Source organism: Stenotrophomonas sp. YJH_SMC_79 (genome assembly GCF_059367995.1).
The window spans coordinates 408,547-432,922 of record NZ_JCAFRK010000002.1 but is presented as its reverse complement, the minus strand read 5'-3'; the positions used below and the strand labels follow the sequence as shown (position 1 = coordinate 432,922).

At 64.8% G+C, this 24,376-nt stretch carries 17 protein-coding genes; 9 read left to right on the top strand and 8 right to left on the bottom strand.

Going from position 1 to position 24,376, the window contains the following annotated elements:
• Window positions 1–211: 211 nt before the first annotated feature.
• The 7 genes from AC5P57_RS08740 (at window position 212) to AC5P57_RS08710 (ending at window position 15,265) form a co-directional block, all read left to right on the top strand.
• On the top strand, window positions 212–3,019 hold the full coding sequence (locus AC5P57_RS08740; protein WP_049433599.1) for a TonB-dependent receptor plug domain-containing protein: 2,808 nt from the start codon (window positions 212–214) through the stop codon (window positions 3,017–3,019).
• 381 nt (window positions 3,020–3,400) lie between these two features.
• Window positions 3,401–6,349 carry a TonB-dependent receptor plug domain-containing protein gene (locus AC5P57_RS08735; protein ID WP_099554978.1) on the top strand — a complete coding sequence of 983 codons (2,949 nt, stop codon included), beginning with the start codon at window positions 3,401–3,403 and terminating at the stop codon, window positions 6,347–6,349.
• Between the two features lie 97 nt (window positions 6,350–6,446).
• Window positions 6,447–8,480 carry an alpha/beta hydrolase family protein gene (locus AC5P57_RS08730; protein ID WP_099554980.1) on the top strand — a complete coding sequence of 678 codons (2,034 nt, stop codon included), beginning with the start codon at window positions 6,447–6,449 and terminating at the stop codon, window positions 8,478–8,480.
• Window positions 8,481–8,650: 170 nt separating this feature from the next.
• Window positions 8,651–10,753, top strand: a complete 2,103-nt coding sequence (locus AC5P57_RS08725; protein ID WP_262234754.1) for a M13 family metallopeptidase — start codon at window positions 8,651–8,653, stop codon at window positions 10,751–10,753.
• Between the two features lie 222 nt (window positions 10,754–10,975).
• Complete coding sequence (locus AC5P57_RS08720) at window positions 10,976–12,985, top strand: M13 family metallopeptidase (protein WP_099554982.1); 2,010 nt, start codon at window positions 10,976–10,978, stop codon at window positions 12,983–12,985.
• A gap of 125 nt (window positions 12,986–13,110) precedes the next feature.
• Entirely contained in the window at window positions 13,111–13,605 is a 495-nt protein-coding gene (locus tag AC5P57_RS08715; RefSeq protein ID WP_262234751.1) for a VOC family protein, read from the top strand.
• A gap of 76 nt (window positions 13,606–13,681) precedes the next feature.
• Entirely contained in the window at window positions 13,682–15,265 is a 1,584-nt protein-coding gene (locus tag AC5P57_RS08710; protein WP_262234749.1) for a phytoene desaturase family protein, read from the top strand.
• Between the two features lie 65 nt (window positions 15,266–15,330).
• On the opposite strand, the gene AC5P57_RS08705 is transcribed toward AC5P57_RS08710, so the two are convergent.
• The 8 genes from AC5P57_RS08705 to AC5P57_RS08670 form a co-directional block, all read right to left on the bottom strand.
• A complete protein-coding gene (locus AC5P57_RS08705; RefSeq protein WP_099554988.1) occupies window positions 15,331–15,921 on the bottom strand; it encodes an imm11 family protein in 591 nt (196 codons plus the stop codon).
• 167 nt (window positions 15,922–16,088) lie between these two features.
• Window positions 16,089–16,763, bottom strand: coding sequence for a rhomboid family intramembrane serine protease (locus tag AC5P57_RS08700; RefSeq protein ID WP_262234747.1), 675 nt, complete (start codon window positions 16,761–16,763; stop codon window positions 16,089–16,091).
• Window positions 16,764–16,856: 93 nt separating this feature from the next.
• Window positions 16,857–17,192: an MGMT family protein gene (locus AC5P57_RS08695; protein WP_262234745.1), complete on the bottom strand. Its 336-nt coding sequence runs from the start codon at window positions 17,190–17,192 to the stop codon at window positions 16,857–16,859.
• A complete protein-coding gene (locus AC5P57_RS08690) occupies window positions 17,192–18,112 on the bottom strand; it encodes a DMT family transporter (protein WP_262234743.1) in 921 nt (306 codons plus the stop codon). The genes AC5P57_RS08695 and AC5P57_RS08690 overlap by 1 nt, the downstream gene beginning before the upstream one ends.
• Window positions 18,113–18,272: 160 nt before the next feature.
• Window positions 18,273–19,631 carry a glutathione-disulfide reductase gene (gene gorA, locus AC5P57_RS08685; RefSeq protein WP_099554990.1) on the bottom strand — a complete coding sequence of 453 codons (1,359 nt, stop codon included), beginning with the start codon at window positions 19,629–19,631 and terminating at the stop codon, window positions 18,273–18,275.
• Window positions 19,628–20,878, bottom strand: coding sequence for an FAD-dependent oxidoreductase (locus AC5P57_RS08680; protein WP_262234741.1), 1,251 nt, complete (start codon window positions 20,876–20,878; stop codon window positions 19,628–19,630). The genes gorA and AC5P57_RS08680 overlap by 4 nt, the downstream gene beginning before the upstream one ends.
• 3 nt (window positions 20,879–20,881) lie before the next feature.
• Window positions 20,882–22,126 (bottom strand): DUF418 domain-containing protein, encoded by a 1,245-nt coding sequence (locus tag AC5P57_RS08675; RefSeq protein ID WP_262234740.1) that lies wholly within the window; start codon window positions 22,124–22,126, stop codon window positions 20,882–20,884.
• Between the two features lie 99 nt (window positions 22,127–22,225).
• Window positions 22,226–22,708, bottom strand: a complete 483-nt coding sequence (locus AC5P57_RS08670) for an FKBP-type peptidyl-prolyl cis-trans isomerase (protein ID WP_099554997.1) — start codon at window positions 22,706–22,708, stop codon at window positions 22,226–22,228.
• 111 nt (window positions 22,709–22,819) lie between these two features.
• Between AC5P57_RS08670 and AC5P57_RS08665 the strand changes: the two genes are divergently transcribed.
• Window positions 22,820–23,359 (top strand): C40 family peptidase, encoded by a 540-nt coding sequence (locus AC5P57_RS08665; protein ID WP_049430125.1) that lies wholly within the window; start codon window positions 22,820–22,822, stop codon window positions 23,357–23,359.
• A gap of 131 nt (window positions 23,360–23,490) precedes the next feature.
• Window positions 23,491–24,264, top strand: coding sequence for a C40 family peptidase (locus tag AC5P57_RS08660; RefSeq protein ID WP_099554999.1), 774 nt, complete (start codon window positions 23,491–23,493; stop codon window positions 24,262–24,264).
• The last annotated feature ends 112 nt before the right edge of the window (window positions 24,265–24,376 follow it).

Sequence of the window (24,376 nt, the reverse complement as noted above, 5' to 3'; positions counted from 1 at the left end):
ACGGGCACCAGCTGTATCAGGGGGAATAACCCAACATCATACAAGCTGGACGTAGCCTGACTGAAATTCAGGATTGCTACAGATTCGTGCACAGATTGTTAAGTTCATGTTACGTTCCTGAAGCACTGTTTTGGGCTGCGAAGCTGGTTCCCAGCGCGCACGATGGCGCATGCGCAGTGCCGTTTTTGTTTTTGCTCTCTATTGGAACTACATGAAATACGTAAGCAACACCGCACGTCGCAACACGCTCGCTGTCGCCCTGATTTCCGCCCTGATGGCCGCCGCCCCGGCAATGGCCCAGGACAAGGCGACCAACCTGGACAAGATCACCGTCACCGGTTCGCTGATCCCGCAGACCCAGGTTGAAACCCAGACCCCGGTGATGTCCATCACCGCCGAAGACATCCAGACCCGCGGCTTCAGCAGCGTTGCTGAAGTGCTGCAGCAGTCGTCGCTGACCACCGGCGGCCTGCAGGGCGGCCAGACCTCGGGTTCGTTCACGCAGGGCGCTGAAGCAGCCGGCATGTTCGGCCTGAACCCGGGTTACACCAAGTACCTGATCAACGGCCGCCCGATGCTCTCGTATCCGGCGCTGTACAACGGTAGCGACACCTTCAACAACATCAGCGGCATTCCGATCGACATCGTCGAGCGCATCGAAGTGCTGCCGGGTGGCCAGTCCTCGCTGTACGGCTCGGACGCGATCGCCGGTGTGGTCAACATCATCCTGAAGGAGCGCATGGACGGCGGTACGATGACCGTCCGTGGCGGCACCTACACCGAAGGCGGCGGCAGCAACATCCGCTTCAGCGCAGCCAAGGGCTTCAACGCGTTCGACGACCGCTTCCACGCGCTGGTCAACGTGCAGATCGAGAACGGCAGCCCGATCTGGGGCTACCAGCGTGACATCACCAAGCAGAACAACCCGGTCGGCTACACCGCGCAGGTGCCGTCGAACGACTTCGCCGTCATCACCAATGCAGACAACAAGCTGCTGATGATGGACCCGAGCCGCTGCGCCAACGTGGCAGGCCTGTACGACGGCACCACCGTCGTCGGCAAGCGCGCGTCGGGCGAGTCCTGCGGTTCGGTGTACAGCGCCGGCTACAAGACCCTGAAGAACGGCAAGAACAGCGGCCAGTTCTACTCGTCGATGACCTTCGACGTGAACGACAACTTCCAGCTGTTCGCCGACGTGCTGTACAGCAAGGAAAAGACCGAGTTCACCTCCGGCTCCAGCGCCCTGTGGTGGGGCACGAAGTCGGTCATGGGCGGCTTCTACGACCAGGGCGCCGGCAAGGTCGTGAACCTGCAGCGCGCCTTCGCGCCGGAGGAGATCGGCGCGGGCGACTACAACAACATCCTGAACTCCGATGAGAGCCGCGCCTACCAGGTCACCCTGGGCGGCAAGGGCATGGTCGGCGACTGGGATTACAGCGCCAGCTTCACCCGTGGCGAGTACCGCCTGGACCAGAACCGCTTCGTGCGCTGGAAGGACAAGATCGAGGACTTCTTCGGCCAGACCGTGCTGGGCCCGCGCCTGGGCACCTACACCGACCCGAAGGACCCGACCGCCACGTTCGGCATCTACAACCCGAACTACGCTGCCTTCTACTCGCCGATCACCCCGGACCAGTTCGCCAGCTTCACCGGCTACGGTACCCACCGCAGCAAGACCTGGCAGAACCTGGGTCGCGTGCAGGTGACCAACGGCTCGCTGTTCAGCCTGCCGGGCGGTGACGCCGGCCTGGCCGTCGTGCTGGAAGGTGGCAGCGAAGGTTGGGACTACTCGCCGGACCAGGCCTTCGTCGACGGCAACGTGTGGGGCACCACCGCCGTCGCCGGTGCCGGCCACCGCAGCAACTACGCGGTCACCAGCGAACTGCGCATGCCGCTGCTGGAGAAGCTGACCGTCAGCGCCTCGGGCCGTTATGACGCGTTCAAGATCGCCGACAAGACCGTCGACAAGGCTACTTACAGCATCGGTCTGGAATTCCGTCCGATCGAGAGCCTGCTGCTGCGCGGCAAGTACGGCACCGCCTTCCGTGCACCGACCCTGTCCGATGCCTTCCAGGGCATGAGCGGCTCGTACTCGTCCGGCCAGAACGACTACTACCGCTGCAGCCAGCTGGGCTACGGCCTGCGTGACGAGGCCTGCTCGTTCTACAAGAACACCTCGGTGTACAGCGAAAAGTCCGGCAATCCGGACCTGAAGCCGATCACCGCCGACGTGTGGAGCGCAGGCGTGGTGTGGGCCCCTGTGAGCAACTTCTCGCTGTCGGCCGACTACTACAACTGGAAGATCAAGAACGAGGTCAAGACCCTGAGCACCGACCAGCTGCTGCTGGCCGAGTACCAGTGCCACAACGGCCTGCCGAACAACACCTCGGCCAGCTGCCAGAACGTCACCGACTGGGTGTCGCGCGATGCCGGCGGCAACCTGACCCGCGTGTACACGCCGAAGCTCAACGTCGCCAGCCAGAACCTGGAAGCGGTGACGGTGGCGGCCAAGTACCAGCAGGATATCGGTCGCTTCGGCTCGCTGATGTTCTCCGGCAACTACACCAACATGCTGAAGCGTGAAGTGCAGCCGATGCCGGGCGCCGCCAAGCTCGACCTGCTGAGCGATCCGTACAACATGTGGTACTACGACAACTTCGCCAAGGTCCGTGGCGATCTGTCGGTGGCCTGGAACATCGCCAAGTTCACCACCACCGTGTACGCCAACTACGTCGGCAGCACTCCGAACTACCTGGCCTACACCGGCCGCAGCTACGGCTACGTCCACTCGTCCGGCGCCAAGGCCGGCAAGTGGGGTTCGTACACCACGTACAACCTGAGCATGAACTACCAGGCACAGGACGATCTGGTCCTGTCGCTGATGGTCAACAACGTGTTCAACAAGCTGCCGGAAGGCCAGCGCTACAACTACCCGGGCAACGAATCGACCCCGTTCAATGACGGCTTCTACAGCGTCTACGGCCGCCAGATCTCGGCCCAGGTCAAGTACAACTTCTGATCCCGTCGTTTTCCGGACTTCGTGTCTGGACCAGGCCCCGCTTCGGCGGGGCCTTTTTTTTGGGGCGGGCTCCGATCGCCCGTCCATTCAGCATCCAGACACCATCAAGCGTATCAATAAAATTTATTGAAAATCAAATAGATACAACAACGACAGGCGAATTTCCCGGGGACGGAAAGCGTCTTTGCAAAAATTTGATGACTGCGCAATGAACGTTTGACAGGCTCGGTTAATGTCATGTTAATCTCGAGTTACCGGCCCGTGAAGCCGGTGCAACCGGGGGCAGAACCACTGCCAACACCGGGCAAGGGGCACACGGAGACGCCCGCAAGGCAATGTCCCCGGTGTACGACGCAATCATTGGATTCAAGGGGATTTCAGATGATCAATCGCAAGTCGCTCGGCAGGCATCCGCTGAGCTTTGCCCTCGCTTCTGCCGTGCTGCTCATCGCAGCCGCTCCGGCATTCGCCCAGGACGCGGGTTCGACGCAGACGGCACAAGACACACCGAAAGAAACACCGAAGTCCAAGGCGACCAACCTGGACACGGTGACCGTCACCGGTTCGCGCATCAGCCGCGACGTGTTCAACTCGGTTTCGCCGGTGCAGGTCGTAACCCGTGAGGAAACCACCCTGGCGGGCTTCAACTCGACCGCCGCCGCGCTGCAGAGCAACAGCGTCACTGCCGGCAGCGCACAGATCAACAACTCCTTCGGTGGCTATGTCACCAATGGCGGCCCGGGTGCCAATACCCTGTCGCTGCGTGGCCTGGGCGCCACCCGTACTCTGATCCTGCTCAACGGCCGCCGCGTTGCACCGGCAGGCTCGCGCGGCTCGGTCGGCTCGGCCGACCTGAACGTGCTGCCCAGCGCGATGGTCGACCGCGTGGAAATCCTGAAGGACGGTGCTTCGTCCATCTACGGTTCGGACGCTGTGGCCGGCGTTGTCAACATCATCACCCGCAAGAACGTGGACGGTGTTGAGGCCGAGTTCCAGCACAACGCCACCGAGAGCGGTGGCGGTGACGAAACCCGATACTCGATCGTGTTCGGCAGCACCGGCGAACGCTCGCACTTCTCCGGCTCATACGAGCACTACCGCCGCAATGAAATGACCGTGGGTGATCGCAGCTGGGCCAGCTGTCCGACCGACAACCTGCGCGACATGACCGTGGGCAACTACTTCGGTAGCGGCGACTACATCGATCCGACCACCGGCAAGTCGAAGTGCTTCACGCTCGATTCCGGCGGCGTGACCATCAATACCCTGGGCACCGCCACCTTTGGTGGGTTCAACCGCTGGCGTCCGAATCCCGCCGTCACCACCGGCCGCCTGCCGGGCTATGAGTCTGTCGGCTACTACGACCGCGACACCTTCGATCCAGGCCTGCTGAAGGAATCGCTGGTGTCCCCGGCCACCACCCACACTCTGTTCTTCCAGGGTGGCGTGGATCTGGGCGTGATGGGAGATGCCGAGTTCTACTACGAGTTCCTCGGCAACAAGCGCGACTCCACCCAGACCGGCTACCGCCAGCTGTCCTATGACTACTCGGTCGGCAATCCGCTGCTCGGTGACCTGGCCAACCTGCCGGCCTTCGCCCTGCCGACGGAAACGTCCAATGGCAAGAACGTGTCGGCCCGCACCTTCATCGGCTTCGGCAACGACCGCAGCAAGCAGTCGGTGGACTTCTTCCGTGCCACCGCCGGCGTGCGCGGCCGGCTCGGTTCGGAGTGGAACTATGACTTCATGGTCAGCCATGCCGACTCCGATGCGGACTACACCTTCAACACGTTCCTGACTGATCGCCTGGCACAGAGCCTGAACGTGGTGTCCGACGGCGCCGGTGGCTTCAGGTGCGTGGACCCGGCCAACGGCTGCGTTGCCGCACCGATGCTCAACGCGCAGACGCTGGCCGGCAAACTGCCGTACGAGTGGAAGAACTTCGTCTACACCCCGGTCACCGGCAACACCAGTTACAAGGAATCGACCGCGAACCTGAACGTCAATGGTCCGTTGTTCGACCTGCCGGGCGGTACCGCCGCCGGCGCCTTCGGTGTCGAATACCGCAAGGCCAAGATCGACGATACCCCGAGCATCCACTCGATCAACCGCAACCTGTACAACCTGACCAGCTCCGACCCGACCCGCGGCAGCGATTCGGTGTGGGAAGCCTACGGCGAAATCGAGCTGCCGCTGCTGTCCGGCGTCACCGCTGCCGAGGAACTGACCTTCAACGCCTCGGCCCGATACACCGACTACAAGTCGTATGGTTCGGACACCACCTGGAAGCTGGGTGGCCTGTGGACGCCGGTCAAGTGGCTGTCGCTGCGTGCCTCCTACGGCACCTCGTACCGTGCCCCGGCGCTGTTCGAACAGTTCCTGGGCGCCACCAGCGGCTTCCTGAACGCTTCCAGCGATCCCTGCAATAACTACGGGTCGCGCAATCCGACCAGCCCGCGTTACATCAACTGCGCGTCCCAGGGCCTGCCCACCAGCTTCACCGCGACCAACTCGGTACGTGTGGACTCCATCGGTGGTGGCCTGGTCGGTGCCAACCTGAAGGCCGAAACCTCCGACGCGTTCACCGTCGGCCTGGTGTTGCAGCCGGAGTTCGGCAGCGGCTTCGGTGATCTGTCCTTCGCCGTCGATTACTACGACATCGAAGTGGAGAACGGCGTTGCCCAGATGGGTGCCACCTACATCCTGAGCACCTGCTACAACGGCACCACCGGCGACTTCGCCGCCAACAATGGTCTGTGCCGCCTGATCAGCCGTTCGCCCAACAACACCCTGACCGTCCAGAACGGCTATGCCAACCTGGCCACCGACAAGGTGCGCGGTCTGGACTTCACCACCCGCTACGTTCGCGACATCGGTCCGGGCGAATTCCGCGCCAACGTGCAGGTCTCGCGGTTCCTGGAGCAGTCCGGCAAGGTGTTCGAGGACGATCCGCTGGTTGATGCCAACGGCCGGATCAACAACCCGAAGTTCACCGGCCAGCTGGACCTGACCTACAAGTTCAAGGAATGGCGTGTGCGCTATGGCATGAACTGGGTGGACAACATGTCCAGCTATGCGTACTACGAGGAAGATCCCGCAACCTCGGCGTACAAGCTGGCCGTGCCGAACTACATCACCCAGGACTTCTCGGTTCAGTACACCGCCGACAAGTGGCAGGCCACCGCTGGCGTGCGCAACTTCGCTGACAAGGAACCGCCGACCATCAGCCCGGGTGCCGGCATCTACAACACCATCGGCAATGCCCCGCTGTACAGTGGCTACGACTACTTCGGCCGTACGTTCTTCGTGAACCTCAGCAAGAAGTTCTAAGCCTGCACCACCAGCCGCCGCCCTTCCGGGCGGCGGCTGTATTTTGGGGTGGGTGCAATGCCCACTCTCCCATCGCTCGGATACAGTGAGACGTAGCATGAAGCACTATCTGCTGCTGGCCGCGCTGGCCGTCGCCGCGCCGCTGCACCTCCATGCCAAGCCGACGGTCCCCACGATCGAACAGCTGGCCGCCTTCCCGGACATATCAAGTCTTTCCGTGTCTCCAGACGGTACTCAGATCGCCGGGCTTCAAGCCCGCGGCGAAGATCGCGTGATCCTGGTCTGGAAGACCGACAACCTCAGCGCAGCGCCTACCACGATCGGCGCAGGCCGCATGAAGTTCCAGAGCGTGAGTTTCATCAAGGACGGACTGCTGGCAGTCACCCTCTGGCAGCCATTCGACCTGCGCACCGACCGGGTCAACAAGACGTTCATCAGCAAGTTCTTCATCACTGATACCGAAGGCAAGCAGTGGAAGGAACCGATCAGCGTTCCACGTGCCACCAGCCGCAATGAAGAACTGGAGCAGGCACTGTCCAATGCCACGGTGCTGGACACGCTGCCCAACGACCCGGATCACATCCTGGTGGTCAACGGCTCGGGCAGCAACTCGGGAGACGTCTACAAGGTCAACCTGCGCAGCTTCACATCCCAGCGCATCCAGAAGACCGAAGAACGCGTCGCCGGTTACCTCACCGACCTGAACAGCGAACTGCGCGCACGCCTGCGCCAGGACGTGGACGGTACCGGTGCCTACGTCGCCACCGAATTCCGCAACCCGGCCACCAACGCGTGGGAAGAACACTTCCGCTCGCACGTGAAGGACCGCGACATCACCCAGGTCGTCGGTTTCGCCGATGACCCGAACATCGCCTTCATCCAGAGCAACGTCGGCCGCGACAAGACCATCATCTACGAGTACGACATCACTGCGCGCAAACAGCGGGAAGTGCTGTTCGAACACAAATTCTTCAATGCGGGTTCGGTTCATGTGAACCGCTACAAGGATGTGGAGGGCGTGCCCTTCGGCGCACTGCTTGGCGTGACCTACAGTGGCCCTCGCGAGAACGAAGTTGAGTGGACCCATCCGGTATTCAAGGGCCTCAACCAAGGCGTGCGCCAGGCCCTGGGCATCCAGTCCAGCGACGTCACCTTGGTCGATCCCGCGACGGGCCAGCGCGCGACCACCCAGGCCGACACAGGCCGTGCGGTGCGTGTCGTTGACTACAGCAAGGACCTGAAGACCTTCGTGCTGGCCGTCTCTGGACCGGCCAATCCGCCTGAGTACCACCTGCTGCGCAACGGCAAGCTGACCCTGCTGGCCAAGTCCTATCCAAAGATTGATCCGGCTGCGCTGGGCGATACCAGGCTGGTCTATTACAAGGCCCGCGATGGGCTGGATATTCCGGCGTTCCTGACCACACCGAACACCGAACTGTGCGGTGCTGGCCCGTGGAAGGCGGTGGTGCATCCGCACGGCGGCCCATGGGCGCGCGACGGCATGGACTTCGATGGCTCGATGTGGGTGCCGCTGATGGCATCGCGCTGCATGGCGGTCCTGCGGCCACAGTTCCGCGGTTCGGCCGACTGGAGCCGCAAGCTGTGGATGGCCGGTGACGCCGAATGGGGCCAGAAGATGCAGGACGACAAGGATGATGGCGCCAAGTGGATGATCGACCAGAAGATCGCCCAGCCCGGCCACATCGCCATGTTCGGCTTCTCCTATGGCGGCTACTCAGCGTTTGCGGCCTCGGTCCGCCCGAACGGCCTGTACAAGTGCGCGATTGCCGGCGCCGGCGTCTCGGACATCAAGAAGATCTGGGCGCGTTTCTATACCAATCCGTTCTTCCGCCAAGCGCAGTCGAAGACCGTGGACGGCCTGAACCCGCTGGACAAGGCGGGAGAGATGAAGATTCCGCTGATGGTCTACCACGGTGACCGCGATCGTACGGTTCCCATCGAGCAGTCGGAGTGGTTCGTGAACAAGGCCAAGGGCTCGGGGCAGCCGGTCGAGTTCCACGCCATCGCCGACTATGCGCATGGGCCCGCCTGGACCCGCGCGATCATGGGTGACCAGCTCAGGTTGATCGACGACTACCTGGGCAAGGGCTGCGGCGGCGGCGGCCTGTAATCGATGCGTTACCCACGCAAGGGCGCCCCACCGGGCGCCCTTGCTCGTTCTGGCCCTTGCGCCCGGCCATGACCTTCGACACCCTTGCAGGGCAGGCCGGCGGCGTATCGTTCGGCCCACGGCCGTCCCTGCGGCCCTTCCCTGACTCACTCGGCCTGGAGGCCATCAAAGTGACCCGTACTCCCAAGATCGTGCTGCTGACCCTGGCCGTTTCGGCCGCGCTGGTTGGCTGCGGCAAGAACGAAACCCCGGCCAAGGACGCCACCGCCTCCACGCCGGCTGCCGCCGAAGCCACCCAGTACACCCTGGACGAGAGCAAGCTGCCGGCCTACAACGCCTTCCAGCCCAGCGACCTCGATACCAGCAAGGACGCCTGTGGCGCCTTCGGCGACTACGTCAACAGCAAGTGGCTGGCCGCCAATGAAATCCCGGGCGACCGCACCAGCTGGGGCGCCTTCACCATCCTCGACGAGCGTTCGGTGGCCGTGCAGCACCAGCTGGCCGAACAGGTGGCGCAGGTGAAGACCCCGAACCACATCGAGAAGATCGTCGGCGACCTGTGGGCCACCGGCATGGACGAGGCCAAGATCAACGCCCAGGGCATCGAGCCGCTGAAGGCCGACCTGACCGCGATCGATGGCCTGCAGGACAAGGCGGCCATTGCCAACTACCTGCGCACCAGCGCAGCCAAGGGTGACAACGTCCTGTTCGGCTTTGGCGCTGAAGCCGACTTCAAGAACTCGGCCGTGAACCTGGCCTACGCCAGCCAGGGCGGCCTGGGCCTGCCGGACAGCACCTACTACACCGACGCCAAGAACGCCGACAAGCTGAAGGCCTACCAGGCACACGTCGCCAAGGTGCTGGAGCTGTCCGGCGTCGCCGCTGCCGACGCTGCCAAGCAGGCCGAGGACGTGGTCAAGTTCGAGACCCGCCTGGCCAAGGCCTCCAAGTCGCGCGTCGAACTGTCGCGCAACGTCGAGCTGTACTACAACCCGGTCACCCTGGCCGACGCAGACAAGCTGACCCCGAACTTCAGCTGGACCGAGTTCTTCAAGTCGCAGGGCGTGGCCGCACCGGAGAAGTTCTCGCTGGCCATGCCGGCCTTCCATGAGGAAGTGAGCAAGGCGCTGGGCGACACCGATCCGTCGGTGTGGCGTGCCTACCTGCGCTTCCACACCGTGGACAGTGCCTCGCCGTACCTGGCCGACGCCTTCGTGCAGGAGAACTACGAGTTCTACGGCAAGACCCTCAACGGCCAGAAGGAACAGAAGCCGCGCTGGAAGCGCGTGCTGGGCACCATTGAAAACGACGCCGGTGAAGCCTTCGGCCAGCTGTACGTGAAGGTGGCCTTCTCGCCCGAAGCCAAGGCCAAGATGGAAGAGCTGGTGAAGAACCTGGCCGCCTCGCTGAAGGAACGCATCCAGGGCCTGAGCTGGATGAGCGATGAGACCAAGGCCAAGGCCATCGCCAAGTGGGAAACCTTCACCCCGAAGATCGGCTACCCGGACAAGTGGCGTGACTGGTCGGGCCTGCAGACCCAGCGCGACAGCTTCCTGGGCAACGTGCGCGCAGCCAACGAGTTCAACTACAAGTTCAACCTGTCCAAGATCGGCAAGCCGGTGGACAAGACCGAATGGGGCATGACCCCGCAGACGGTCAACGCCTACTACAACCCGCTGCAGAACGAGATCGTGTTCCCGGCCGCCATCCTGCAGCCGCCGTTCTTCGATCCGAAGGCCGACGACGCGCTGAACTACGGTGGCATCGGCGCGGTGATCGGCCACGAAATGACCCACGGCTACGACGACCAGGGCGCACGTTTCGGGCCGACCGGCAACATGGAAGACTGGTGGACCGCCGCTGACAAGAAGAACTTCGAAGGCCTGACCGGCAAGCTGGTCAAGCAGTTCGACCAGTACAAGGTCGACGGCCAGGCGGTGAACGGCCACCTGACCCTGGGCGAGAACATCGCCGACCTGGGCGGCCTGGCCACTGCTTACGACGCACTGCAGAAGGCCAGCGCAGGCAAGGAAGACGCGAAGGTCGATGGCTTCACCCGCGACCAGCGCTTCTTCTTCAACTGGGCCACCGTGTGGCGTACCAAGTACACCCCGGAGAACGCCAAGGTCCGCCTGGCGACCGACCCGCACGCCCCGGCGCAGTTCCGCGCCATGGGTGCACCGTCGAACCTGCCGACCTTTGCGGCCGCGTTCCAGTGCAAGGCCGGTTCGCCGATGGCCCGCAGCGGCGACCAGCAGGTGGTGATCTGGTAAGCCGCGGCTGACGCTGTTGCAGACCTGCAAAGGCCCGGGAATTCCCGGGCCTTTGTTTTTCTGGGGTGTCTTTCATCCACGCATGGCGTGGATCTACTGATCCCGGCGCTCCCCGGTCGCTGCCGACCTTGGTCGGCGAATGCACCGCGACGCGTGCATCCCGCGCCCATGCCCGGCTTGCTATAGTGCGCGCGCCCTCAATCCATCACGGATTCGTTCCACATGCCCAATTTCCGTCCGCTTGCCATCGCCCTGGGCATCAGCCTGGCGACCCTGGTCCCGACCCACGATGCGTTCGCCGCCGCCAAGAAGAAGGCCGCCCGCGCCCCGGCTGTCAGTGCCCAGTGCAGCGACTTCTATGACGCCACCAACGCAGGCTGGCTGAAGGCCAACCCGGTGCCGCAGACCGGTGCCACCACCGCGCTGGGCCAGCTGGTCGACCGCAGCCGCCAGCAGCAGCGTGAACTGCTCGACGCAGCGATGAAGGCGCCGCAGGGCAACGTGCAGAAACTGCTGGGCGACTTCTGGGCCAGCGGCCTGGACGAAGCTGCCGTGGAAGCCGACGGCTCCAATCCGATCGCCCCGCTGCTGACCCGCATCAACGCCATCAAGAAGGCCAAGGATGTGCCAGCTTCGATCGCCGCACTGCACCAGGTTGGCATTCCCGTAGCCTTCAACTTCGGCCCCGACGTCGATCTGAAGGCGCTGGACCGCCACATCGGCTACTTCATGCAGGGCGGCATGGGCCTGCCGGACCCGGCGTTCTACACCCGCACCGACGCCGATACCGTGGCCCTGATGGGCCGCTACCGCAACTACGTCAAGCAGATCCTGGCACTGACCGGTACCCCGGCCGCCAAGCTGGATGCCGAGTCGCAATCGGTGATCGCGCTGGAAACCGAGCTGGCACGCAACGCGCAGTCGCTGGCCGGCATCAACAACCCGTTCAACAACTACGCGCCGATCTCCACCAAGGAGCTCAACAGCCGCTACCGCAACCTGCAGCTGGATGCCTTCCTGAAGGCACAGGGCGTGGACGACGACCTGGTCTCGCTGGCCGACCCGGGCCTGTTCAAGCAGCTCGACGGCATGGTCACCAAGCTCAAGCCGGACCAGTGGAAGGCCTACCTGCGCTGGCGCGTGGGCGACTCGATGGCGCCGTACCTGTCCAAGGCCTACCGCGACGCCGAGTTCGAATTCCGCGGCCGCGTGCTGCGTGGCGAAACCCTGCCGCCGCAGCGCTGGGAAGACGTGCTGGACGCGATCAACGTGGCCGCCGGCCCGATGGTCGGCCGCGAGTACGCCGCCCGCTACCTGTCGGCCGAGGACCGTCGCCAGGCGGCGTGGATCGTCGACAAGGTGCGCGAAGTGCAGATCGAAGCGGTCAAGAACAGCAGCTGGATGAGCGCCGAAGCCAAGACCGAAGCGCAGGCCAAGCTGGCCGCGCTGAAGATCGAGATCGGCACCCCGCTGCGTGACCTCGACTACAGCGTGCAGCCGATGGGCCGCGGCTCGTTCGGCGGCAACATGCTGATCGCCTCGACCTGGCGCCATCGCGAGGAAATGAAGCGCATCGGCAAGGGCAATGCCGACCGCCGCTGGGACGTGCTGCCGCAGCAGCCTTCGCTGGCCTACGACCTGGCGCAGAACCGCCTGATCGTCACCGCCGCGATCCTGCAGGGCCCGGTGTTCAACGCCAAGGCCGATGCTGCCGACAAGTTCGGCAGCTTCGGTGGCCTGGTCGGCCACGAGCTGACCCGCGCGATCGATGCCAAGGGCGCGCTGGTCGACGCCAAGGGCGAGCTGCGCAGCTGGTGGACCCCGGCCGACAAGACCGCCTGGACCCTGCTCGGTAACCGCGTGGCCGCGCAGTACAGCGCCTACGACTTCCCGGGCGTGAAGGGGGCCAAGGTCAACGGCACGCTCACCCAGGAAGAAAACCTGGCCGACATCGCCGGCCTGGAACTGGCCTGGGCCGCGTACACCGCGCAGGAGCCGAAGGCCAAGCAGGCACAGCAGCAGGGCTTCTTCCGCGCCTGGTCGGCGCTGTGGGCACAGCAGCTGGCACCGAACGAGGCCGTGCGCCGCCTGACTGCTGACATCCGCGCGCCGGGCCTGTGGCGCAGCAACGGCACGCTGGCCAACCTGCCGGCGTTCGGCGCTACTTTCAGCTGCAAGGCCGGCCAGCCAATGCAGCGCAGCGAAGCCGAGCAGATCAAGGTCTGGCGCTGAGCCAGCTGCCACACGGGTAATGCAGAGGGCGCCTTCGGGCGCCCTTTTTTTTGCGGGTGCAGCACGATCCCGGGTTAACACCCGGCGTGCTATCGCTGCGGCTTCGTCCATCGCGGAGACCCGACATGGCACACAAGAACACGATCTGCATCTGGTATGACAACGGCGCACTCGAGGCCGCCACCTTCTATGCCAGCTTCCTGCCCGACAGCGCGGTGACCGCCGTGCATCACGCACCTGGCGACTACCCCGACGGCAAGGAAGGCAATGTGCTGACCGTCGAATTCACCGTCTGCGGCATTCCCTGCGTCGGCCTCAACGGCGGCACCGCGTTCAAGCACAGCGAAGCCTTCTCCTTCCAGATCCAGACCGAAGACCAGGCCGAGACCGACCGCCTGTGGAACGCGATCGTCGGCAACGGTGGCCAGGAGAGCCAGTGCGGCTGGTGCAAGGACCGCTGGGGCATTTCCTGGCAGATCAGCCCGCGCATGCTGATCGAAGCGGTGACCAGCAAAGACAAGGCACTGGCCAAGCGCGCGTTCAACGCGATGATGCCGATGAAGAAGATCGACATCGCCACCATCCAGGCCGCAATCCAAAAAGGGGACGGAGGGGATTAAGTCGTTTCTCCCCATCGCCGCTGGCCCCGTGCCAATTGCGACTTAATCCCCTCCGTCCCCTTTTCCCGAGGTGTTGATGTCTTGGGATGTGATCATCATCGGTGGTGGCCACAACGGCCTGGTCTGCGCGGCTTATCTGGCGCGCGCTGGCAAGCAGGTACTGGTACTGGAACGTCGCGGCGTCCTTGGCGGCGCTGCAGTCACCGAGGAATTCCATCCCGGCTTCCGCAACTCGGTGGCGTCCTACACGGTGTCATTGCTGCAGCCGAAGGTGATCGACGACCTGCAGCTGCATGCGCATGGGCTGCGCATCGTCGCGCGTCCGGCCAACAACTTCCTGCCATTGCCCGACGACCGCTACCTGTTGTCGGCACCTGGCCGTACCCGGGCTGAAGTCGCGAAATTTTCCGAACGCGATGCGCAGGTGCTGCCAGCGTATGAAGCGCGTCTGGAGATCTTCGCCGACGTACTGCGTGCGTGGGCCCTGCGCGCGCCGCCAGACATCGGCATTGCAGGTGGCTGGCGCGCCCTGCCCGCGCTGTTGCAGATGGGCCGTCTCGGCCGCGAACTGGCAGCGCTGGATGCTTCGCTACGCCAGGAACTGCTGGACCTGTTCACGCTTTCGGCAGCGGAGTACCTGGACCGCTGGTTCGAGAGCGCCCCCATCAAGGCGCTGTTCGGCTTCGACGGCATCGTCGGCAACTACGCCAGTCCGTACACTCCGGGCAGCGCTTACGTGTTGCTGCACCACGTGTTCGGCCAGTGCAATGGCGTGAAGGGTGCATGGGGCCATGCAATTGGTGGCATGGGCGCGATAAGCCAGGCCATCGCCAGCGCGGCGCGCGAGGCCGGTGCCGAACTGCGGGTGGACGCCGGCGTGCAGCGCGTACTGACCGAACAGGGCCGCGCAGCAGGAGTGGAACTGGCCAGCGGCGAAACCCTGCGCGCCCGCGCGGTGGTTGCCAACGTCAATCCGAAACTGCTGTACGAGCACTTGCTGGAACCGGCACAGGTACCGGCGGCCACGCGCGAGCGCATGACGAACTGGCGCTGCGGTTCCGGCACCTTCCGGATGAACGTGGCACTGTCGCGGCTGCCGGAGTTCAGCGCCCTGCCCGGCCCCGGCGATCACCTCAGTGCCGGCATCATCATGGCACCCAGCCTGGACTACATGGATCGCGCGTGGCTGGATGCGCGACGCGACGGCTGGTCGCGCGAACCGATCGTGGAAATGCTGATTCCCAGCACGCTGGACGATTCGCTGGCGCCGCCTGGCCAGCATGTGGCCAGCCTGTTCTGCCAGCACGTGGCGCCGGTGCTGCCTGATGGGCGTCACTGGGATGACCACCGCGAGACCGTGGCCGACCTGATGATCGCCACCGTTGAACGCTATGCGCCAGGTTTCGCTGACAGCGTACTGGGCCGTCAGGTGCTGTCGCCGCTGGATCTGGAGCGTACCTTCGGCCTGATCGGTGGCGACATCTTCCACGGTGCGCTCAGTGCCAACCAGTTGTTCTCGGCACGGCCGATGGTCGGCCAGGCCGGCTATCGCGGTGCCCTGCCCGGGTTGTACCTGTGTGGGTCGGGCACCCATCCCGGCGGCGGCGTCACCGGCGCACCGGGACATAATGCAGCGCAGGTGATGCTGCAGGATCTGTAGGCAGCCCCTGTGTGAATGCGGTACTCAACCGGCGACTGCATGGATCGTGGGGAGAGCAAACGCGTCTAGCAGTATTCGTAGATAGTTCTACCTTGCGGGGTTAGGTCCAGCGACCTGCAGAAGGCCAATCCCGACAAGCCGCTCTTCATCAATTGCTCTTTCATGCGGTTGCTTACGATGATGGAAGCAGGCCTTTCACGACACCTGACAACATCGAAATCGTCGGGCGACTCTTCCCTGATCACGGTATACAAGAACATATAGCTCGGGTTCGCGGGATCAAAGTTCGTAAGCTCGTACTCGCTCACCGTCATGTCGCAGCAACCGGCGAGGTTCGGGATATTGATCGCGCTGTAGCCTTCTACGACATCGTCACCGAATACAACCGCGGCGTCGAAAAATTCGACATCCGAAGGCGCCAAGGCTTCCAAGGCTGTCCTGAGCTCTCTGCTGACCAGGTCAGGTCCAGTGCTTGAGACAATGTGGTGCTTCCTTAGGCGCTTCAGAGCCGCCCGGCTTGTAGCCTGGTAGGAAAGCACAGGCTCTAGCCCTTCAAGCCGGATGCCCGCCCTGAACAGCAGGTAGTCCTCCGATTCATCATGAGCATAATTCAATAGCCCGTATGAGTTTCCGACAGTCGTCAGCAGATAGCCCATACCGAATTTCCAATTGATGTAAGAAACATCATTCGAAGCCCGGGGATGCAAAGTCAATTACCTGATTGCCTGTGCAACAGCCACTCTCAACGCCATCCGACAACCCGGAACAGCGCCCGGACGTCAGATGATTCTCTGGCACCTACAGCGTCAAATGATCCTTCGGATCATTTGACGCTGCGCAGATGGTTCGGGCGCTTCGGCGGGCCCGGCGGGCGGCGCTTGTTGAACGGCGATTGCCCGCGCCAGTAGCAGATCAGCAGCCAGCCGAACAGCATGCCGCCCAGATGCGCGAAGTGGGCCACGCCCGGCTGCCAGCCGGTCATGCCCAGCACCAGCTCACCCACGCCGAACAGGATCACGAAGGTCCGCGCCTTCATCGGGATCGGCGGGAACAGCAGCATCACCCGCTGGTTCGGGAACAGCATGCCGTAGGCCAGCAGCAGGCCGAACACGCCGCCGGAGGCGCCCAGCACCGTCGCCGGGTTTTCCAGCAGCGTACCCACCAGCAGCTGGCAGACACCGGCACCGGCCACGCACACCAGGTAATACAGCAGGAAGCGCTTCTCGCCCCAGGTCTGCTCCAGTGGTGCGCCGAACATGAAGACCGCCAGCATGTTGAAGAACAGATGCCCGAAGCTGCCATGCAGGAAGCCATAGGTCAGCAGCTGCCACGGCTGGAAATTACCGCCCGGCGAGAACGCGTCGAAGCCCTGCTGCAGCGGTTGCAGCATGAACGGCTCGAAGGTCTGCATGCCGAGCAGGAACGGCTGCTGCAGCAGGAACAGGATCGCGTTGGCGATCAGCAGGGCCTTGGTGACGGTAGGCAGTCGCGGGAACATGGGAGCACCGGCATGGAACGGCCTCCATCATAGCCGCAGCACCGTGTCTTGTTGGCGCCCCTCAGGCGTGGCCCGTTCAGTCGCCAGCGGCGCTCAGCCGGGCCCCCACACGGCCGCATCCAGCGCCGCGGCCGGATCGGTGGGCGGCATGCGCACCCGGCCCTTCTCCACCACCACGCCCTCGGCGCGTAGCCGCTGTGACTGCTCTCGCCAACCGGCCGACCCTTCTTCCATGGCAATGCGCCCGTCCGAGCGCAGCACGCGATGCCAGGGCAGGTCGGGATCGTCGTTCTGGCCCAGGATGCGAGCGGTCAAGCGCGCACGCCCCGGCAGGCCGGCACGCATCGCCACCTGGCCATAGCCCATCACCTGCCCCGCCGGGATCGCGCGGATCACCGCCAGGATGCGCGCACGCGCCTGCTCAGGCATCAGCGCCGCAGGCGGGTCACCAGCAATACGCCGATCAGCACCAGCACGGTGCCGGCGATCTGCGCCGGCCCCATCGGTTCGTCGAGCAGCCATAGGCTCATCACGATGGTGGAAACAGGGCCCAGCATACCGACCTGCGCGGCCAGCGACGAACCCACGCGCTGCACCGCCAGCATGATCGCCAGCACCGGCAGCACCGTGCACACGGTGGCATTGACCAGCGACAGCCACTGCACCGGTGGCGGCGCCTGCCACAGCAGCGGCAGCGGATGGGTCACCGCAAAGTGCAGCAGCACCAGCACGCTGGCCACGCAGCTGGCGTAGGCGGTCAGCCGTACCGCGCCGATGCGCGCCACCACCTGGCCGCTGCCGAACAGGTACAGCGCGTAGCTGAGCGCACTGCCCAGTACCAGCAGGCTGCCGACGATGATCTGCCCACCCTCGCGCTGCAGGTCATGGCCGAAGGCCAGCAGCACGCCCAGATAGCTCAGCACCAGCGCGCCGATCTGCCAGCGGCCGGGGCGCTGCCGCGCCAGCAACACGTTGATCAGCAGCACCAGGGTCGGGTTCAAGTACAGGATCAACCGCTCCAGCGTGACGCTGATGTACTGCAGGCCCTGGAAGTCGAGCAGGCTCGACAGGTAGTAGCCGGTGAAACCCAGCCACAGCACGCGGGCGCGGTCGGCCCAGGACAGCGGCTCGGCCCGGCGCGCGGCCCACAACGCCATCAGCGCGAACAAGGGCAGCGCCATCAGCATGCGCAGCGCCAGCAGCGTGGTGGCATCGACGCCGTGACGCAGGCCGAGCTTGACGATGATGGCCTTGCCGGAGGCGGCGATGGCGCCGATCGCGGCCAGGCCGATGCCCCCCAGCGCGATGCGTGGGGAAGCGGTAGCGATACGGGAGGCGGGGCTGGACATCAGGACGACGGCGGGCCGCATAGGGCGGCCCGGAAACGCATGGGGGCACCCATTATCGCATGGGGGCGCCAGGTGACCTGTAGAGCCGAGCCTGCGCTCAGCTGCACCATGTCTGCACGGAACGCAGCCGAGCATAGGCTCGGCTCTACAACCGCCCAGCTCAGCGCATCAACACCACTTCTTCGGCAGACGTCGGATGGATCGCCACGGTATCGTCGAACTGGGCCTTGGTCGCGCCCATCTTCACCGCCACCGCGAAACCCTGCAGGATCTCGTCGGCCGCTTCACCCAGCAGATGGATGCCCACCACCCGCTCTTCCGGGCCCGCGCAGACCATCTTGAACAGGCTGCGCTGGGTGCCGTTGGCCAGCGCTTGCAGCATCGGGCGGAAACGGCTGTGGTACACGCTCACCTGATCGAAACGGGCGCGCGCCTCTTCTTCGCTCATGCCCACCGCGCCCAGCGGAGGATGCGAGAACACCACGCTGGCTACGTTTTCATAGTCCATCTTCGACTGCGGGCGGCCGCCGAAAAGGCGATCCATCAGGCGCCGCGATGCAGCCACCGCCACCGGCGTCAGGCCGACCTTGCCGGCGATGTCACCGACTGCATGCACGCTCGGCACGCTCGTGGTCTGCCATTCATCCACCTCCACCTGTTGATGCTCTCCGATCCCGATGCCCAGCGCTTCCAGGCCCAGGTCACGACTGTTGCCGCGACGACCGGTGGCGAAGAACACTGCGTCGAACACGCTGTCGATCGGGCCGTCATGGCCGAACGCACGCACGCGTTCGCCATCGCGCTGCAGTTCGCGCAGGCGGTAGTCGAAATGGATGCGCACGCCCTGCTGCTTCAGGTTCTCGGCCAGCTGGTCGGTCAGCTCGTAGTCGAAGCGTTCCAGCAAGCGCTTTCCGCGCACAAGCAGGCTCACCCTGCTGCCCAGCGCCTGCAGCAGGCCGGCCAGTTCCACTGCAATGTAGCCACCGCCGATGATCGCGACCTCGGCCGGTGCCGCGCGCAGATCGAAGAAGTCATCGGAAACCAGGCCCAGTTCGGCACCGGGAATATCCGGGCGCAGCGGGTGCGCGCCGGTGGCGATCAGGATGTGTTCGGCGCTGTAACGCACGCCATCGCTGCAGGCCACCGTATGCGCATCAAGCAGATGGCCACGCGCCGGAATGCGCACCACGCCGGTTTCATCAAGGCGCTTGTGGTAGCTGACGTGGATATTGCTGATGTAGGCTTGGCGATGGATCACCAGTTCCTTCCACGACAACGCCGGGCGTGCCTCGACATCGAAACCCATCGCACTGGCCAGGCCGATGCGCTCGTGCAGGTCGGCCGCCAGCCACATCGCCTTCTTCGGCACGCAGCCAACATTGACACAGGTACCGCCCAGTTCACCGGGCTCCAGCATCGCCACGCGCTTGCCATGCTGCGCCGCGCGGATCGCACCGGCCAGGCCGGCGGAGCCACCGCCAAGGACAATCAGGTCGTAATCATAGGGTGCAGTGCTCATCGGAATCGCTCGGGTCGGTAAGGGGCAGGATCGATCGCTGGGGTGCGGCCGCAGACGAGATCGGCGATCAGCTGGCCGGTGCCGGCGCTCATGCTGATGCCGAGCATGCCATGCCCCGCTGCAAGCCAGACGTGAGGATGCGCGGGTGCACGGCCGATCAATGGCACGTCGTCCACGCTCATGGGGCGCCACCCGCACCACTGCTCCTGCAGCTGCGCACCGCGTGGCGCGCGCAGGTAGTGGTCGGCGGCCTGCTGCAAAGCCTGCAGGCGGGCCGTGCGCAGCTGCGGATCGGCACCGGCGAATTCCATGGTGCCGCCCAGCCGCAGCGCGTCGCGCCAGGCGATCACGAACACGGAATGGTCTTTCAGCACCACCGGGCGCTGTGGCACCTGCGCCGGTCGCGACCAGGTCAGCGAGTAGCCCTTGCCGGGCTGGATCGGCACGCGCAGATCCAGTTGCCGTGCCCAGTCGCGCGACCACGGCCCGGTGGCCAGCACCAGCTCACGTGCCCGCAGGGTCTGCCTGCCAACCTGCACGCGTACCCCCTGTGCATCGTCGCTGAAGCCCTGCACGTCCTTCTGCTCGTCGATCATCACGCCCTGCGCGCGCAGTACACGCGCCAGCTCCGCGGTGTAGCGGTCCGGCCGCAGCTGCGCATCACCGGGAAAGTGGATCGCGCCGGCCAGACGGTCGTGGAAGGCCGGATTGGCGCGTGCGTAGCCGGCCCCGTCGATGCAGGCCGTGGCGATACCCTGCCTGTTCAGTGCTTCGCACTCGGCCGCGTAGTGGTCGAAGTTGCGCGCATCGCCGAACACATAGTCCAGCCCGCGCGTATCGAATTCGCATTCCAGTGCATGCGCCTGCACCCAATCGGCCAAGCGCAACCGCGAGTCGTTCAGCAATGCACCCCGTGCCCGCGTGGATTGCAGCCAGTCACGCGCGTTGCAGCGCGCACCGAACTGAAGCAACCAGCGCCACAACGCCGGATCCAGCCGGGTGCGCACATACAGCGGCGCGCGCGGATCGAGCATCCAGCGCAATGCGCGCAGTGGCACGCCAGGCGCAGCCAGTGGAGGTGCATGGCTGGGGGTGACGGTGCCGCAGTTGCCGTGCGAGGTTGCCGCACCAATGCGGCCACGCTCGATCACACGCACCTGCCGGCCCTGCGCGCACAGTGCGAGCGCGGCGGCCAGACCGATGGCACCGGCGCCCACCACGATCACATCCTCGCGCGCGCCCAGCATCGATCAGCCCTGCCCGGCTCCGCGCCGCATCGGCGGCCACTGCCGGTAGGTCATCGCGCGCCACAGCCATTCCATCGGCCCAAAGCGGAAGTGGCGCAGCCAGACGTGCGAGATGCCCACCTGCACGGCGAACAGCAGCAGCGCGAACAGCAGCTGCACACTGCGTGGCATCATTTCGAACGCGCCCAGGCCGTAGTGGTAGAACAACCAGGTGCACAGCAGGGACTGGCCGAGGTAATGGGTCAACGCCATGCGCCCGACCGGCGCCAGCCAGCCCAGCCGCGCGCGCCAGTGCACGATCCAGGCCAGGTAGCCCAGGCACATCGGCAGGCCGCCGATCGTCAGCAGCGCCATCGCCGCCGTCACCGGCAGATCGTAGGCACCCGGCGCCAGATACGGCTTCCAGGCAACACCCAACAGCGTGACCAGCAGGCCGAGGGGCAGCGCCACCCAACGCAACACCGCATACAGCCGCGGGAAGCGCTCTGGCGCCGACAGCGCACCGCTACCGGCAAACCAGCTGCCGATCAGGAACATGCCCAGCACTTCCGGGCCGGTGATCAGCATCGCCCCCATCGACGTGCCAAACTCGCTCAGCCGCTGCGCATTGGCCTGCATCCAGCTGCCGTGCCCGTACACCTGGCGCTGCAGATCGATGCTCTGCTGCGCCTCGGTGAGCATTCCCCGCACCTCGTCCGCCGAGGCCATCGACACCATCGCGCCGACCAGCAGCATCATCGCCACGCCGCCGAGATAGAGCGTCGCGCCCATCCACGGCAGCCAGCTGCGCGGCGCCTCGCGGCAGGCCAGCAGCGGCAACGAGACCAGTGCGTACAGCACAAGGATGTCGCCGGACCAGACCAGCAGCGCGTGGCACAGGCCGATCAGCAGCAGACCGGCACTGCGACGCAGGTAGAACGGGGTGAAATCACGCCCTGCCAGCTCGGCGCGTTGCGCCATCACCGCAAAGCCGGCGCCGAACAACAGCGAGAACAGGGTGAAGAACTTGCCCTGCACGAACACATAGACAAAGGCATCGGCCCAGTAGTCGATGCCATGCCAATGCACGTCGATGGCAGTGAACGCCAGGTCCAGCGGCCCGCTGAAGGCCTCGATGTTCATCAGCAGGATGCCCAGCAGCGCGGCACCGCGCAGCACGTCCAGCACGGCGATGCGTTCGCCGGAGGCCAACGGCTGCAGGGAAGGAGAAGCGGCGTTCACGGGGCATCCGTCGGTCAGGTCCACCATTATGCCGCCGGCCCGCGCGCCGTGGATGGGCGCGCCGTATTCCAGAAACGCAACGGCCCGCCGAAGCGGGCCGTTGCTGACATCACGATCGCGCTGCGATCAGTGGTGGTGACCACCGTCGCCGTGGACGTGGCCGTGATCGATCTCTTCCTGGCCGGCTTCGCGCACATCGACGATTTCCACGTCGAAGTGCAGATCCTTGCCAGCCATCGGGTGGTTCAGGTCCACGTCGACGACGCTCATGCCGACCTTCTGCACGGTCACCGCACGCGGGCCGAAATTGGTCTGCAGCACGACCTGCTGGCCCGGAGCCAGCTTGGTGTTGCCGAAGTGCTTCTTCGGCACGCGCTGGGACAGGCCCTCACGGCGCTCGCCGTAGGCGTCGGCAGCATTGACATCGACGCTGAAGGTCGCGCCGGCTTCCTTGTCCATCATGGCGTTTTCCAGGCCCGGGATGATGTTGCCGTGGCCGATCAGGATCGCCAGCGGCTCGCCGCGGTCCTTGGACGATTCGATCGGCTCCTGGCCGACTTCGGAAACGGTGTAGTGGAAGCGGACAACGCGGTCTTTTTCGATCTTCATGCGCAACTCTGTCTGGATCTGCCGGAGGCAGGCGGGTTGGGGCGGGTTGTCGCCCGGCGGGGACGCCGCCATCATGACGGCCAATCCAAGGTGGCGCATTATCCGGAGATCATGCACATCACGCCAGTTTCGTCCGGCCTGCGCCGGCTTCTCGCCCCGGCCCTGCTGCTGGCCCTGCCCCTGCTGATGACCGCCTGCGGCGGTGGCAAGGCCACCCGCCCTGCGCCGCCCCCGCCAACGGCGAACTGGCCAAAGACCGTGCCGGACAACCCGGAGGCGGCCAACTCGGTGCTGATGCGCGCCATCAGCCTGGTCGGCACCCCCTACCGCTATGGCGGCAACACCCCCGATTCGGGCTTCGACTGCAGCGGCCTGGTCGCCTATGTCTACCGCGAGATGCTGGACCTCAAGCTGCCACGTACTTCGCGTGACCTGGCGGCGGTACAGGGTCCGAAGATCGATCCGCAACGCCTGGCCACCGGCGACCTAGTGTTCTTCGGCAGCCGCGGCAGCGTCACCCACGTTGGTATTTATGTAGGTGAAGGGCGTTTCGTGCACGCGCCAAGCACCGGTGGCACCGTGCGGCTGGACTCGCTCAGCGGCCCCTACTGGAAAGACCACTACACCGGCGCGAAACGTGTCCTTCGCTAAAATGAACAGGCGATATGTTCAAAACTGTGACGATCATCACCTTGAAGCTAACGAATTACTAACGGAATTTTTAACTTATCCGCGCTTTTACAGGGCATGATGCCCCATCGTTTTTTTCCTGTGACCGACGCGTGACGACTGACGACCTGAAAAGCGAAGGCCAGACTTCCGTATCTTCACGCAGTGCCCGCCCGTTGTTGCTGGGCCTGGCACTGTGTCTGACCAGCCTCCCGGCCTGGTCGCAGACTGCTCCGAACCGTTCCGATGTGACCCCGGCCCCGCTGGCCGAGAACACCGCCCGACCGGCCGCCAAGGCCGAAGCTGCCGCTCCGCAGCGCAGCCGCGTCGACGCCGCCGCCAGCGCTACCCTGGCCGCCCTGCTGCCGCACCTGGCCGCCAACGACACCATTCCGCTGATGGACCGCTCGGCCGTGGTGGCCGGTGACCTCAGCCGCCTCCTCGCCAACTACGACACCAGCAGCGCTGCCAATGGCAGTGTTGTCGGCACCGCGGCCGACAACGGCAAGGTGCAGTCGCTGCTGCGCCGCGCGATGACCCTGCTGGGCACCCCGTACCGTTGGGGCGGCAGCAACCCGGACAGCGGCTTCGACTGCAGTGGCCTGGTCGGCTACGTGTTCCGCTCGGCCCTGGGTATCGAGCTGCCGCGCGTCTCCCGCGAGATGGCGCACGACGACAATGCCGAACTGATCAACGACCGCACTGCGCTGGCGGCGGGTGACCTGGTCTTCTTCGGCCGCAAGGGCCGCGTCGACCATGTCGGCATCTATGTCGGCGATGGCCGCTTCCTGCACGCACCGAGCTCGGGCAAGGACGTCCGCGTGGACACCCTGCTCAGTGGCTACTGGGGCAACAAGTTCATGCAGGCCCGCCGGGTCGACCTCTGACCCGCTGGCGCTACGGCGCCGCCTGACACGAGAAAGCCGCTGCCCTGCAGCGGCTTTTTTGTTGAGCCCGCGCAATGGTGGGTAGCTGCCGACCTCGGTCGGCATCGCCCTC